The following is a 13,903-nucleotide window of genomic DNA, read 5'->3' on the forward strand; positions in this document are numbered from 1 at the left end:
TTGGGCGGTAGGGGGCCCGCCAAATAAATAACTAAAAAAAACTGCCGAAAATCAGTTCCATTAATTTCATTAAATTTCCAATTCATTGTCTAATTTCGCCTCCCGAAAATTAATTCCACACATTCATCATGAGTCTATTAGTAGTTGGCACCGTTGCATTCGATGCTATTGAAACCCCATTTGGCAAAACCGATAAAATTTTAGGAGGCGCTGCCACTTACATTAGCCTTGCGGCATCGTATTTTACCAATAAAATCAACCTGGTATCGGTTGTTGGAGGTGATTTCCCGCAAGAGTATATCGATATGTTAAACCGCCACGGTGTTGATACCCAAGGCTTGCAAATTAAAGCAGATCAAAAAACCTTTTTTTGGTCGGGTAAATATCATATTGATATGAATACCCGCGATACTTTGGACACCCAGCTCAATGTTTTGGGTGATTTTACTCCGGTGGTGCCTGAGGCCTTTAAAGATTGCGAATTTTTGATGTTGGGCAACCTCATGCCGAAATTGCAACAGGCCGTATTGAAACAATTGCCAAAACGTCCGAAACTTATTATGATGGACACCATGAATTTTTGGATGGAAACTGCTTGGGACGATTTGTTGGAGACTATAAAAATGGTGGATGTGTTGACCGTGAATGATGAAGAAGCTCGTTTGTTGACCAAAGAATATTCCTTGGTTAAGGCGGCTAGAAAGATCCTTGACATGGGGCCTAAGTATTTGATTATTAAGAAGGGAGAACATGGTGCTTTGTTGTTTAACAAGGAGAATGTGTTTTTTGCACCTGCCTTGCCATTGGAAGATGTATTTGATCCGACCGGAGCAGGAGATAGTTTTGCCGGAGGGTTTATAGGATATTTAGATCAAACCAAGGACATTTCGTTTGACAACCTGAAACGTGCCATTATTTTTGGTTCAGCTACCGCATCGTTCTGTGTAGAGAAGTTTGGAACAGAACGAATTGCCGGATTGAGTCAGGAAGAGGTAGATGAAAGGGTACAGGAATTTATTGAATTGGTTCAATTTGATATATCTTTGGTTTAATGATTTCGTTGCAAAGCTGTATTCTTCGTCCATGGCAATGGTCTGATAGAAACAACCTGGCTTTGCACGCAAACAACCGAAACATTTCTATCAACCTGCGGGATTCTTTTCCTTGGCCTTATACCTTGGATGATGCCGATGCTTTTTTGAATTTAGCTGTGGGGCAGACTTTAACCCGGTTTGCTGCCATTGAAATAAATGGGGAAGCCGTTGGGGGAATTGGCTTGGAATCATTTTATGATGTAAACCGATTTGGCAGTGAGATAGGGTATTGGTTGTCGGAAAAATACTGGGGCAAAGGGATTATGAGCGAAGTGCTTCGGGCCTATACAAGTTACGTTTTTCAGAATACCGAATTGGTTCGGTTGGAAGCCTTGGTTTTTAGTTGGAACCGGTCCTCGGTAACAGTTTTGGAACGCTGTGGTTATGGTTTTGAAGGTAGGTTAAAAAAAGCTTGTTTTAAGGCCGACCAGTGGTGTGATCAATTGATTTATGCTAAACTGAAGGAATGAAAAAGCTAAAGTTTATTAGTGCTTGCTGCTTGTTATTCTTTTCCTGTGGAAAGGATAGGTTGAACGTTCCGCAAGGAGTGCTGAAGGCCGATACTTTGTCGCAAATACAAGCCGAATTCTACCTGATTGAAGCTGCTAATAACCTGGTACTGATTAACCACGATACAACCAAAGCCTCGTATGATCAGTATTACGAAGCGGTTTTGAAAAAGCACAATACCACGAAGGCGCAAATAGATAGCAGTTTGAATTTTTATGCCCAATATCCGGACGAGTTGGATTCTATTTTTTCTAAAACCTTGTTGTTGTTAGAAAAGCAACAGCTTAATTATCAAGCCAATACTCATGAATAGTTCCTCTTCTTCTAACATGGCCATAAAGCCTGCTTTGTGGTTGGGTGGTTTAAGTTGTTTGTTGGTTGGATTGGTTGGTTTTTTTATCGGGGAAAGGGACCATATTTTGGTTTTATGTTTGGTTGTTTCGGTTGGGGTAACGCTTGGGGCCTGGTTTATTTTCAAGCATTTTTCAGAAGAGTTGATTAATGAGAAAGTAAAGTTGCTGTACAAGTTAACCGGAATAAATAAATCGCAAGAAGGGGTAGAAAGCGGAGATGTGTTGGAAAGGGCAGAGCAAGATGCCAGGAAATGGTCGAGTAGCAACCAGGCTGAGTTGGAGCAATTGAAGCGTCTAGAGACCTATCGCCGGGAGTTTATTGGAAATGTATCGCACGAGTTAAAAACCCCCATTTTTAACATTCAAGGCTATATACATACCTTGTTGGATGGTGGTTTGGAGGATCCGGAAATTAATGTGGATTATTTGAAACGGGCCGATAAAAGTGTGGAACGAATGATAACCATAGTCGAGGATTTGGAAACCATTACCCAGTTGGAAAGTGGGGTTATTACCTTAGATAAAACCAAATTTGACCTGGTGGACCTGATTAAGGAGGTTATTGAAAGTGTGGAAAAGAAAGCCAAGGACCGCGATATCAAGGTGAAGTTGGAAAAGAAGCCGGATAAGGTGTTGAAAGTAATTGGCGATAAGGATAGGATAAGGCAAGTGTTAACGAATTTAGTGATGAATTCGGTTAAGTATGGGAAGAAGGGTGGAAAGACGGAGCTGCAATTGTTTGATACGGAAGAAAAAATTTGGGTGGAAATTTCGGACGATGGAATTGGGATTCCGGAGAAGCATTTGCCCAGGATTTTCGAACGGTTTTACCGGATTGATAAAAGCAGGTCGAGAGAGGCCGGCGGTAGTGGCTTGGGATTAAGTATTGTGAAACACATTATTGAAGCCCACGAAGAGCAGATTAATGTGAAAAGCAAGGAAGGAGAAGGGACTACCTTTTCATTTTCAATTCAAAAACTGGGAAGTAAATAGGGTTTGCCGAAAAAACTAACCGGAAGGGAAAGACAATTTTTTTAATACGTAGTATGCGGGCCCCCTCCGCCCAATTAGATTTGTGCAACTCCTGAAATTTCTTTACAGGCGTTCGGGTCACGCTTTCGGCTGTAGTCCTCGGCCCACTTGGCTAGCGCCGCGTGCGCCTGTGGGCTACTTGCCTCTATCGTTGCCCGAGGGTGCAACCTCCGCCTGTAGCTACTAATCCAACTTGTTATGGTATCTATTTGTTTTCTGCAAGGAGGTATCTTTTCAAACCAAGTTCAATAACTTTGGAAGAATATCGATTGCAAATTGGTAGTAGTTGCCTAAACAACTTTTGCAGTGGCAATACAAACCTGCCGGGTACAAAGAAAGTTGTTCCTTGCTGTTGTGTTTACGAATAAGCGAAAAAGAAAAATTAGAACAATTTAACCCGTTTACGCATTTTGCGGGGAACGGCGAATTTTTTAGCATAGGCTTCGAGGTAAAAATCCTCTTTTTCCCTCATTTCAAATTGTTCTTCCTTTGTTTTATCTTTATAGCCGCAGAGATGTAATATTCCGTGAAACAAAACCCTTTTAAGCTCAATATCGAAGCTGGTTTGGAATAAAGTTGCATTTTCCCTTACCCGATCTACACTTACATAGACTTCAGATACCAGCAAGCGATTGTCGTAATGGTCTGAGTATGAATAATCAAAGGTGATGATATCGGTTAAAGTGTCGTGGTTGAGATGTTGTTTATTAATTTCATAAAGACGTTCGTCGGTAACGAAATAGTATACAATTTTCTCTACCGTCTTTTTCTCTTGTTCAGCAATTTCCATTAACATAGAAATGGTTTCTCGGACTCGTGGAATCTTGAATACCGGAACTTCTCGAACAAAATTAATCTCAGCCATTGGGGTAGTAAATGTAGCAGCAAATGTGCTAGGATTAGCCACATAAAAAAATCTTGGTGAAAGACTAATAATTTACTCCACCTTGAACCCCAATACCAACACGTCATCCACTTGTTCCAAATCTCCCTGCCAAAACCTAAAGGTTGATTCAATCAAGTGGAATTGTTCATCCATGGAAAGTTCGTTGCATTTTGTCAGCAATTTTCTAAACAATTCATACTTCATTTTCTTTCCATGTTGCCCTCCAAATTGGTCGGCATAACCATCTGAAAAAAGGTAAACCCCATCACCCGGAAGAAGGTTTATTTCATGGTTAGTGAAGTTTTTATTTTCAGAAATGCCGGGACCAACTGGATAACGGTCTCCTTTTATTTTTATTAACTCCCCGTTTCGAATGATAAAAAGAGGATTGATAGCGCCGGCAAATTCAATCGACCGGGTTAGGATATTATACTGAAGAATGGAAACATCCATACCATCTTTCACGCTAACATGGGCAGATTTAAACACCTCCGTTACTTCTTTGTCCAGGTAAGCTAAAATGTGGTTCGGGTGGATGAGTTTTTGTTCATTTACGGCCTGGTTTAAGGCATTGTATCCAAGCATACTTAGCAAGGCTCCCGGTACACCATGTCCGGTGCAATCAACGGCTGCCAAATATGCCAAATGGTCTTTGCGGTGAAACCAATAAAAGTCCCCACTTACAATATCCCGGGGTTTGAAAAAGAGCATAAGATCCCCAAAAGACTCTTTTATTCGATTAATTGGGGGAAGTATAGCATTTTGTATTTCCTTGGCATACGAAATACTATCTGTCATCTCGATATTCTTCAAAAGCACTTCAAAGCCAAATCGTCTTCGTTTTTTAACCTCCTCTTTTAACTGAACATTGGCCTTTATCAATTCCTCTGTTCTGGCCATTAACTTCTTTCTTAAACTTTCGGTCAGGTTAACCAAACTATCGTCGTAAAGGCTTGCCTCCGTGCAATCTTTGAAAAAACAAAGCACCTCACTTACCTGTCCTAATTCGTCGGTCATCGGAAAATAATGTGCTTCGAAGTAACCTCTTGTTTCAGTAAATGGGAAGAAGAATGGACGGTTTTTTGAAAGCGCTTCTTCTCCTGCAAAACACCGTGAAATAAAGGATTGTTCACCAATGTCTTTCAGAAACGGACAAAGGTCAAAAAGGTCTTTTCCTAAAGCCAGGGAGGTATCAATTCCTGATAAACGAACCATAGCCTCGTTCCAAACAAGTAGTTTTCTGGAAAGGTCAAAAACCATCACCCCGTCCAGGTTTTTCTGAATCAGGGTTTGCAAAAGGCCTCTGTTGGTTTGGGTAGCAAGAAGCATGTTAAATTCCTCTTTTGGAGGGGAAATGGGAGGCTTTATACCTGACACAAATAAAAAAGTTACTAGTATTTCGGTCATTTTCAGACCATTCTAACCGAATTGAAAGGGCTTTTTATCCGGACATAAGCTATCCGGGCAGGGAAGCTCTGACAAAATTTTTACTTCGTATTTTCGATTTTTCTTACCTTCACCCCTCTGTTTTCACCTTAATTAACCCCGCGTTCTATGAATAAAATCCTTACGCAGATAAGCCTTTTCGTGATATTTATGCTAAGTGTAAACATGACACTTAGCCAAACCATTTCCGGAAAGGTAGCCGACCAAAAAAATGAAATCCTATTCGGAGCCACCGTGGTAATCGAAGGAACCACCATTGGCAATACCACCGATTTAGAAGGAGATTTTACCATACCCAATGTAAAACCCGGAAAATACAACCTGGTGTTTTCCTACATCGGTTATGCCAAGCTTAAAAAAGCCATTGAAGTGGTTGCCGGAAAGGACCTGGATTTGGGGTTAATCAAAATGGAAGAGGATAAGAAAATGCTAACCGAAGTAGTGGCTGTTGGTTATGGAACAACCCAAAAACGTGATGTAACCGGTTCGATTTCTACAGTTAAGGCCAAAGACCTTCAAAACGTTCCTATGACCAGCTTTGAACAAAGTATTCAAGGAAAGGCCGCCGGTGTTCAAATCACCAGTGCCAATGGTGCTCCGGGTGGTGCTGTTAAGGTGCAGGTGAGAGGAACAAGTTCTATTTCGGCAGGTAGCGAACCACTTTATGTAGTAGATGGAATTCCAATTACCACCGGCGATTTTGGCGACCCTAGTAAAGGAAGCCGTACCTCCGCTATGGCAGATATCAACCCCAACGATATTGAAAGCATCGAAGTTTTAAAAGACGCCGCCGCGGCCGCAATTTATGGTTCAAGAGGAGCAAATGGTGTGGTGCTGATTACCACCAAACGCGGTAAAGCCGGAAAAACCAAGTTTTCGGCAGGTTATTACGGTGGGGTTACTACTCCGGCCAGGGTGTTGGAATACTTAGATGCCAAACAGCAGCTCGCCTTGCGTGATTCTGCTGCTGCCCGAAACGGTTTTGCAGCCGATGTGCCTACCACCAACCTGGGTTCCGGTGTTACCCGTGCCATGGCCGATAGCATTGCCGCTGCCGGAGGTTCCAACTGGATAGATCAAACCATCCGCACCGGTTCTTTGCACGAATTTAACCTGAGCGCTCAAGGTGGTGACGAAAAAACCCAGTTTTATGTGGGAGGTACTTACCGCAAAGAGAATAGCTTCCTGGTTGGAAATTCCTATGAACGTATCAATGGGCGGATAAACCTCGACCACAAAGCCAGTAAAATCTTTAAGCTGGGAACAAGCACCGGTCTCACCTATAGCGTAAACAACCGGGTGCCAATGGGCGACGAGGGTGGACTTGGCCGCGCCCAGGAACTTCTTCCATATATTCCTATTTACGACCAACAGGGGGGCTATTGGAATGCCTACGACAATCCGGTTTGGGCCTTGTCTACCAAAAAATATAAAACCAATGTATTCCGAACCGTGGCCAATGTGTATGGCGATTTACAACTTTATAAAGACCTGAGCTTCCGCAGCGAATTTGGTTTAGATGTGTTTAACCAATGGGAAAATGAGTACAACTTCCGAAATGTACAAGACAGCACTTCTACTTCCAATGCCTACGATCGCAGAACCCTGGTGCTAAACTATACCACCAACAACTTCTTTACCTATAATAAAGATGCCGGAAAGTCTAATTTTAATATCACCTTGGGTAATTCCTACCAACACTCCTACACCCGTGGAGTTGGTTTGCAAGGATTAAATCTTCCGAACGACTATTTAACAAATCCGGGAAGTGCCAGCTCCGGAAACCAAAGCGGCTATGCTTACGAAACCGGTTATGCTTTCACGTCTTACTTTTTAAGGTTTAATTACAAATTAATGAACCGTTACCTGCTTGGTTTAAGCATGCGGGCCGATGGTTCATCCAGGTTTGGAGACAACAACCGCTGGGGATATTTTCCGGCATTTTCAGCCGGGTGGATTATCTCGGATGAGAATTTCCTCAAAAACAGTCTGGTATTAACCTACCTGAAAATCAGAGCCTCTTATGGTTTTACAGGAAACGCTAACATCGGCGATTTTGCAGCATTGGGTTATTATGTAACTACCAATGGTTACAACGGACAAAACGGACTTATTCCTTCTACTTTGCCAAATCCTAACCTGAGCTGGGAAAAATCGCAGCAACTCGATGTAACCCTTGATTTTGCTTTGATCAAAGACAAAATTTCCGGAACCATCACCTACTATAACAAACAAACCTCCGACCTCCTTTTGTATATCAAATTACCAACCAGCACCGGCTTTAGTTCGGTTCTGCAAAATGTTGGTAAACTGCAAAACTCCGGTTGGGAATTTAGTTTGACCACCCGTCAACTCAATAAAGGTTTTAAATGGAGTACCGATTTTAATCTGGCCATGAACCAAAACAAAGTAACCGATGTAAATGGCCTTCCTCCCGATGCTTTCGACAATGGAGTAGGCGGTGACGCCCGTGTAGTACAAGGCTTTCCGGTTGGTATCGCTTACCTGGTTCGGTATGCAGGTGTATCCCAAACCGACCAGGAACTACAAAAATTTGATGCGAGTGGAAACGCGGTGCTTAATTCCGATGGTTCTAACCAAACCTTTTCAGTTAGAGCCGGTGAAGCTTTGTATTATGACCGAAACGGAAATTTAATGGCTTATGGTGTAGATACCAAAGGCTCCGGAACAGCCGACGATGTGAACCGTTTTCCGGGTAGTTCCTTCTACGATGAACGGGTTCCACGTGGTTCTCCCGTACCTAAATTCTTTGGCGGTATCACCAATAACCTAAGCTGGAAAGGGATAGACCTTAGCTTTATGTTCATCTTTGTTTACGGCAACACCATTTACGATGATGCGGCCAAAAACCAAATCGGAAATTATACCGGACAGGCTCAACGAACCGAAATTTTGAACGCCTGGACTGCCCAAAACCAAAGCAATGTGCCGGCCCTCGACAAAAATTATGTTCCTGTAAACAGCGATCGCTTCCTTTACGATGGCTCTTTTGTACGTCTTCGTAACATTACCCTGGGTTATAATTTCCCCGAAAAGTTTGCCAACAAAATGAAACTGGGTTCAATGCGGATTTTTGTTACGGCTCAAAACCTATTAACCTTTACGAAGTACCCCGGTTGGGACCCCGAAGTGCTTCGTAACACTCCGGCCGGAAACAGCCAGGATGCCAACATCAGTTTTGCTTCGCCCAGTAAGCCAACCCCACAAGCCAAAATATTCACCGCCGGAATCAACATCACCTTCTAATTGCTACCGACAATGAAAAAAAGTTACCTGTTTATACTTGCCCTTGCATCCTTCTTTTCTTGCCAAAAAGCCTTGGATGTGGAACCTAAAATGATTATCGAAAACGGGGGTGCCATCACCTCGGTAAAAGACCTGGAGACCGTGCTAACCGGCGCCTATGATGGTTTGCAAAGCGGTAATACCTTTGGTGGTAATTTCGTGGCCCTCAGCGATTTCCTGGCCGAAGACACCAAGGTAGACGAAACCAAACTCAGCAACTTCGGCACCCGCGAAATTTACTTTCGCCAAACCACTGTTCAAATTGGCATGTTGGGAAGTATGTGGTCCGATGCCTATTCGGTTATTAACCGTTGCAACAACGTCATAGATGTTATTGATAACAATAAAATTACCGAAAATGGTTTTGATGCCAAAAAGGGCCGAATCAAGGGTGAAGCCCTTTTTCTGCGTGCCATCACCCATTTCGAGTTGGTTCGCTTGTTTGCCTTGCCTTACGATGTCAACAGCACTTCCAACACCCAACCCGGTGTTCCTTACCGTGTAAAACCCATTCTCGACGGCTTCGACCAAGCTTCCATTGAAATGGCCCGAACCCCGGTGCAGGAAGTGTATGAGAAAGCCTTGGCTGACCTCGACCAAGCCATCACCCTGCTTACCGAAGCCGGACAAACTACCAGCATAGGCAGAGCTTCAGCTATGGCAGCAACCGCATACAAAGCTCGAATTTTATTTATGATGGGCAAATACGGCGAAGCTTACACGGCAGCAACTACGGTAATCAATAGCGGAAATTACTCCTTAAACGACAGTCTTCCAACAGTTTACCTTCAAACAGGCAATGCCTCAACGGAGGAGAATATTTTTCAGTTAATTAATTTAACCACCGATAATTCAAACAGTTTACAAGGGTTTTATCGCAGGGCTTACAATCCGGTTTTTACCGCTTCGGATAGTTTGTATGATAGTTTTGATAGCCTTGATTTTAGAAAAACCCAATTGTTGGAGAAGGATTTTGCGAATAGAAAATTTACCAAAAAGTACAATCAACCTACGTCTTCTCCTATCAATATCAGCATTTTGCGCCTTGCCGAAATGTATTTAATTGCGGCGGAATCCAATTTATTACCCGGTGGAAATGGAGATGTTACCGAGGCCATGACTTACTATAATCTCTTGCGCCAACGGGCTTACAAGGCCAACTATGTTGCCGAGACCAATCCCAATGGTTTGTTGGATAAAATACGCAAGGAGCGCCGCCGTGAGTTGTGTTTTGAGGGCGATCGTTTACACAATTTAAAGCGTATGCAGCAAAATCTCCGCGATGGTGTGGCTTACAACGATCCATCGGTATTGTTCAAAATTCCCCAGGCTGAGATTTCGGGTAATCCATTGATGGAGCAGAACCCTTAAATTTCCCGGCTTACTTTGGGATAATAGTTGGCGGGCCCCCTCTGCCCAACCGACTGTTTGCAACTTTCTACAGCATTTGCTATGGGCATTCGGGTCACGCTATCGGCTGTAGTCCTCGTCCCCCTAGGCTAGCGCCGTCGGTGTCCTGTGGGCTACTTGCCTCTATCGTTGCCCGATGGTGCAAAGTCGAACTACACCAATGTTAACAAAGAATTGGTTTAAAGCAATTTGGAGTGTTATTGGGGTAAATGTTTTCCAAACACCGATTTTCCGGATAGTATTTCTATTTCTTTTCCCTGGTACTTCCTTTAATCTTGAACCTTATAATCCGGAATCAGGAAAGGACAGCTATTGTAAGCGTTGCATTCTTTCCGTTAAAATTGCTTTATACTGTTCTTTATATTCATAACTCATAAAACTGCGGTCTATCAACTCCTGCCATTTGGGCAACGCCTTGGCCATCTTGTTAAAGATGTTTTCCTGCTGCTTTTCTTCCACCTTCAATGTATTCATCGCTGCAACAAAGTCCTGCTTGTTAAGCTTCTTCTTCCGGCCATTGATGGTTAATGCCATTTCTTCTTCATCGGCAGGATTTACTAAGGCAGTATTCACCAAATCGTAAGCCGGTGACAAAGTCATACCCAAGCCCGGCTGCTCCAGTAAGGAGAAATTCTTCAAATGCATATCGGCATTGCCTGTAAGGAAAGAGAAGAGCACTAGTTCAAAAAAATTCACCACATCCAAACCTGGAGTTACTGAGTGCTTTTGAATGGCTTTGCCAATCTGCTCATAGCTGCCATGGTATTTGTCTTCGGTTAGCCGTTCGGTAAGTTGACACATATCTTCCATGGCCAATTTCCCCTTTTTAGAACGGTCTATCCGCTTGGTTATATACGCCCGGTTGCCAGATTGCAGACGAATTAAACTATGTGGTGCTGTTTTTATTTTGGCTAATTGGGCCAAATGCATGGTTACATCTTCCACTTCCGGCAATTGCGGGTACAAAGCGGTAGGCGGTTTCAAAATATACCCACCCCATAAGCCCACAATAGTAAATTTGCGTTTGGTGCCACCTTTAGTATTGCCGGTGATGTGCAGGGACAGCTTAGCCTGCACTCCTGTTACTGCTGTTTGGCTCTGTATTACCTCTTTGGCCAATTGTTCCAGGTCTTCCTCTGAATAGGGCAAATCCGGAGGAGAAGGCTGTCCAAAAATTTTCTTTGAACAGGATATATGAAAATCCTGCTCGTTTGCGGCCAGGGGCTGATAACAAAACAGACAGTTGCTCATGGTGTATCCTCCTCTTTTACTTCCTCTACACTCACTGCACCGATGCAATTTTTACAACAGGCCAACAATAATCCCATCCGATCTCTGGGATTCAGTTTCCAGTTCTTTTCAGCTATATCCAGCAACCACCCTTCCGGTATCAGGCCATCAAAAAAAGGGAACAGTACTTTTGATGTGTAAGGTGCTTCACGAAGCGGCAAGGTTAAACTTACCGGCTGGGCGCCCGGCTGTGCTGCATACGCCCGGGCGTATACAAAATGATACCCTTGCTCATCCTGGGTAAGCCATCCGGCTAATTGCTCTTCTATTTTTATAGCCGCTTTACGCATTTGGTTGAATCTGGAATTTTTTAATCAGGAATCAGGAATTATTGATTTAGGTATCGGTTGTGTTGGTTTTGGTTACTGCCCCGACCTCATAGCCGAAAAGTTGCAACACCTGGTTTACCTTGTCCAATCGCAAGGTTTCCTTGCCTTGTTCCAGTTCACGGATGAAACGCAAGCCTACACCGGCCTTTTCGGCCAGTTCGGGCTGGGTGAGCTTCACCGATTTACGTTTGTCTTTTACAAAGTCTGCAAGGTTCATTTTTATACCCTTTTGGGTGCAAATATAGTATTTGTTTCCATATTTGTACCCTTTCGGGTATGTTTTTTAACGAGACAAGATAAGTATACCTTATCGGGTATGATAATTACAAGAATGACTCGAAAATGTAGGAGCTTAACTTCGTTTAGTAATTCAGGCTTTTTTACGCCTGTTTCTTTTTCCAGTTTGCGTTTCAACTATTCTCGCCATGTTGGTTTTCGACCTTGATATTCCAAAACCCAATCGCAAATACTGCGAAATGGAATATCCTATTTCAATCCAAGTTCCCGATAAGAGTAGTTCCCGGTTAAATACTCGGCAACAATTTCCTCTTTTGTTTTTCTTTTTTGACTCATTTTTTGTGCGAAATATAGTTAACAATTCTGTCAACCTAGTTCAGGACAAGTCAGTTTGGTTGGTCTTTTGCAAAACTTGGCATTAATGTTGGCTTGTGCGGTTTTGCAAATGTGCCACCAAATGCGTGGGCTAAATGTCTTTTATGATGTTAAAAAAGTCTTCTAATTTATATGCTCCGTCAACTGTCCGCCTTTCGTAAACCATGAAATAACGATAATTATTACCTGCTTTACTTGCCCAAAGTCTGCCAAGTCTTATTTTTTGTTCTGCGTCTAAATGGTCGCCTTTGGTTTCTAATAAAATTGTCTTTCCGCTTTTTGTCTGAATGATGAAATCGGGATAATGATTTACAAAGCCGTTAATTCTAAACCCTTTTCGTTCTATGTTCCTTGTCCAGAAAGCGATGTTTGTCATGTTACCAATTTCATTGATTACACGTTCTTCAAAGCCGTTCATACTTCCTTCTTTCTCGTAAAGCGATTTGGTGATGTCCTTTGCTGTGTCGCCTGGTGAAATACTTTTTGGTAATGTGAATGATGGTTTGATAAACACTTTGTCAGTGTCTAAAAAGTCTTTGAACTTCTTTTCGGCAAACTGTTCTGAAAGGGCAATTATCTTGAACTTGATTTTGTCTTTGTAAGTGTATTCGTTAGCTGCCAAGTCGCTGAATTGCTCATCTTTGAAATCTTCTAAAATTCGGTTGATGTATTTTTCAATTTCCTTGTCTGGAATTGGAAACATATTTCCGATTAAGTCCATCAGTCGTTTAGTGAAATTCTTTACTCGGCTATCTTTGCGTGAAGGGTCGAGAATGTATGTCATTACACTTTCTTTCACTTCTCCGTCAAGCCTTACAAATGTTGGCGTATGTTCTTTTTTGGTTTCGTCCAAGTCAACTTTATAGAGTTCAGAAGTAATACTGTCAAACGCAATGTTGGTGTCAGCTTTACTCAATGCAAAACCTTCTAAAAGATTTTCTTTTTCTAAAGGCAATTCTTCTTCTTTCTTGCCAAACAAGTCGTTGGCAGGAACTTTTAAATAAAACTGTGGCAAATTGATTTGCTCTGCCTGTTCTCTGAAAATGTCTTTAATACTATATGTTTTCAAAAGTTGTTGTATTTCGTTTGGCAATGCCGTTGTATGGTTGGCTTCCATTTCGGAAACCGTTTTTTCAAATGCTTCATTTTGTTCAATGGCAGTTTTTTCAATTTCTGAAACGGTTGTATTTGGCAACTCTGTTTCTGATGGTGCTGTAATTCGGGTGGTGTCAATGTCCGAAGTAATATCTTCCGTTGGTGTTTCGCTAGTTGAGAAAACAGTAAGTTGTTGTAAAGGGTCTTGCTTTTTGGCTTCTTCCAACATTGCAGGGTCAGCCAATTTATAGTCCTTGTCACTGAAACCTGCTTTGTTCAAACCTTTCACAATGTTGTCTAAAGTGTCAAGGAATTTTGATGAAGCCGTTAATACATAACTCAAATTGAGCAATGGAAAATTATGTTTCATCACATACGGCTGGCGTAAAACTCTGCCCAAAATCTGTTCAACATCCACTGCCGAACTCTTGTCTGCCAACGATGCCAAGATGTAAGCAAACGGACAGTCCCAACCTTCTTTCAGTGCGTTTATGGTTATGATGTAGCGGACTTCACAGTCTTTGCTCATTAAGTCAATAC

12 protein-coding genes are annotated in these 13,903 nt (G+C 42.4%); 6 read left to right on the plus strand and 6 right to left on the minus strand.

Going from position 1 to position 13,903, the window contains the following annotated elements; genetic code table 11:
* Window positions 1-128 precede the first annotated feature (128 nt).
* Genes K1X82_12365 through K1X82_12380 form a run of 4 tightly spaced genes read left to right on the plus strand, consistent with a single transcriptional unit; the run spans window position 129 to window position 2,950 of the window.
* Window positions 129-1,052 carry a sugar kinase gene (locus K1X82_12365; protein ID MBX7182899.1) on the plus strand — a complete coding sequence of 308 codons (924 nt, stop codon included), beginning with the start codon at window positions 129-131 and terminating at the stop codon, window positions 1,050-1,052.
* On the plus strand, window positions 1,052-1,564 hold the full coding sequence (locus tag K1X82_12370; GenBank protein MBX7182900.1) for a GNAT family N-acetyltransferase: 513 nt from the start codon (window positions 1,052-1,054) through the stop codon (window positions 1,562-1,564). Before K1X82_12365 ends, K1X82_12370 begins: the two co-directional genes overlap by 1 nt.
* Window positions 1,561-1,917 (plus strand): DUF4296 domain-containing protein, encoded by a 357-nt coding sequence (locus tag K1X82_12375; GenBank protein MBX7182901.1) that lies wholly within the window; start codon window positions 1,561-1,563, stop codon window positions 1,915-1,917. Before K1X82_12370 ends, K1X82_12375 begins: the two co-directional genes overlap by 4 nt.
* Window positions 1,910-2,950, plus strand: coding sequence for a sensor histidine kinase (locus K1X82_12380; GenBank protein ID MBX7182902.1), 1,041 nt, complete (start codon window positions 1,910-1,912; stop codon window positions 2,948-2,950). The genes K1X82_12375 and K1X82_12380 overlap by 8 nt, the downstream gene beginning before the upstream one ends.
* A gap of 421 nt (window positions 2,951-3,371) precedes the next feature.
* Here K1X82_12380 and ybeY read toward each other — a convergent pair whose 3' ends face one another.
* A complete protein-coding gene (ybeY, locus tag K1X82_12385; GenBank protein MBX7182903.1) occupies window positions 3,372-3,854 on the minus strand; it encodes an rRNA maturation RNase YbeY in 483 nt (160 codons plus the stop codon).
* A 72-nt stretch (window positions 3,855-3,926) separates the two neighbouring features.
* Entirely contained in the window at window positions 3,927-5,282 is a 1,356-nt protein-coding gene (locus K1X82_12390; protein MBX7182904.1) for a SpoIIE family protein phosphatase, read from the minus strand.
* Between the two features lie 147 nt (window positions 5,283-5,429).
* Here K1X82_12390 and K1X82_12395 point away from each other — a divergent pair, with 147 nt between their 5' ends.
* Together K1X82_12395 and K1X82_12400 are read left to right on the plus strand one after the other, a co-directional pair.
* Window positions 5,430-8,588 (plus strand): TonB-dependent receptor, encoded by a 3,159-nt coding sequence (locus K1X82_12395; GenBank protein MBX7182905.1) that lies wholly within the window; start codon window positions 5,430-5,432, stop codon window positions 8,586-8,588.
* A gap of 12 nt (window positions 8,589-8,600) precedes the next feature.
* Entirely contained in the window at window positions 8,601-9,998 is a 1,398-nt protein-coding gene (locus K1X82_12400) for a RagB/SusD family nutrient uptake outer membrane protein (protein MBX7182906.1), read from the plus strand.
* 348 nt (window positions 9,999-10,346) lie between these two features.
* Here K1X82_12400 and K1X82_12405 read toward each other — a convergent pair whose 3' ends face one another.
* The 4 genes from K1X82_12405 to K1X82_12420 form a co-directional block, all read right to left on the minus strand.
* The gene (locus K1X82_12405) at window positions 10,347-11,288 is read right to left on the minus strand and encodes a HipA domain-containing protein (protein ID MBX7182907.1); all 942 of its coding nucleotides are present in this window, start codon (window positions 11,286-11,288) and stop codon (window positions 10,347-10,349) included.
* Window positions 11,285-11,617: a HipA N-terminal domain-containing protein gene (locus K1X82_12410; protein MBX7182908.1), complete on the minus strand. Its 333-nt coding sequence runs from the start codon at window positions 11,615-11,617 to the stop codon at window positions 11,285-11,287. The genes K1X82_12405 and K1X82_12410 overlap by 4 nt, the downstream gene beginning before the upstream one ends.
* 46 nt (window positions 11,618-11,663) lie before the next feature.
* Window positions 11,664-11,873 (minus strand): helix-turn-helix transcriptional regulator, encoded by a 210-nt coding sequence (locus K1X82_12415; GenBank protein MBX7182909.1) that lies wholly within the window; start codon window positions 11,871-11,873, stop codon window positions 11,664-11,666.
* A 486-nt stretch (window positions 11,874-12,359) separates the two neighbouring features.
* On the minus strand, window positions 12,360-13,903 hold a 1,544-nt coding region (locus K1X82_12420), incomplete at its 5' end, for a restriction endonuclease (protein MBX7182910.1).

This window comes from Bacteroidia bacterium, from assembly GCA_019695265.1.
In the GTDB taxonomy this organism is placed as follows: Bacteria; Bacteroidota; Bacteroidia; order JAIBAJ01; family JAIBAJ01; genus JAIBAJ01.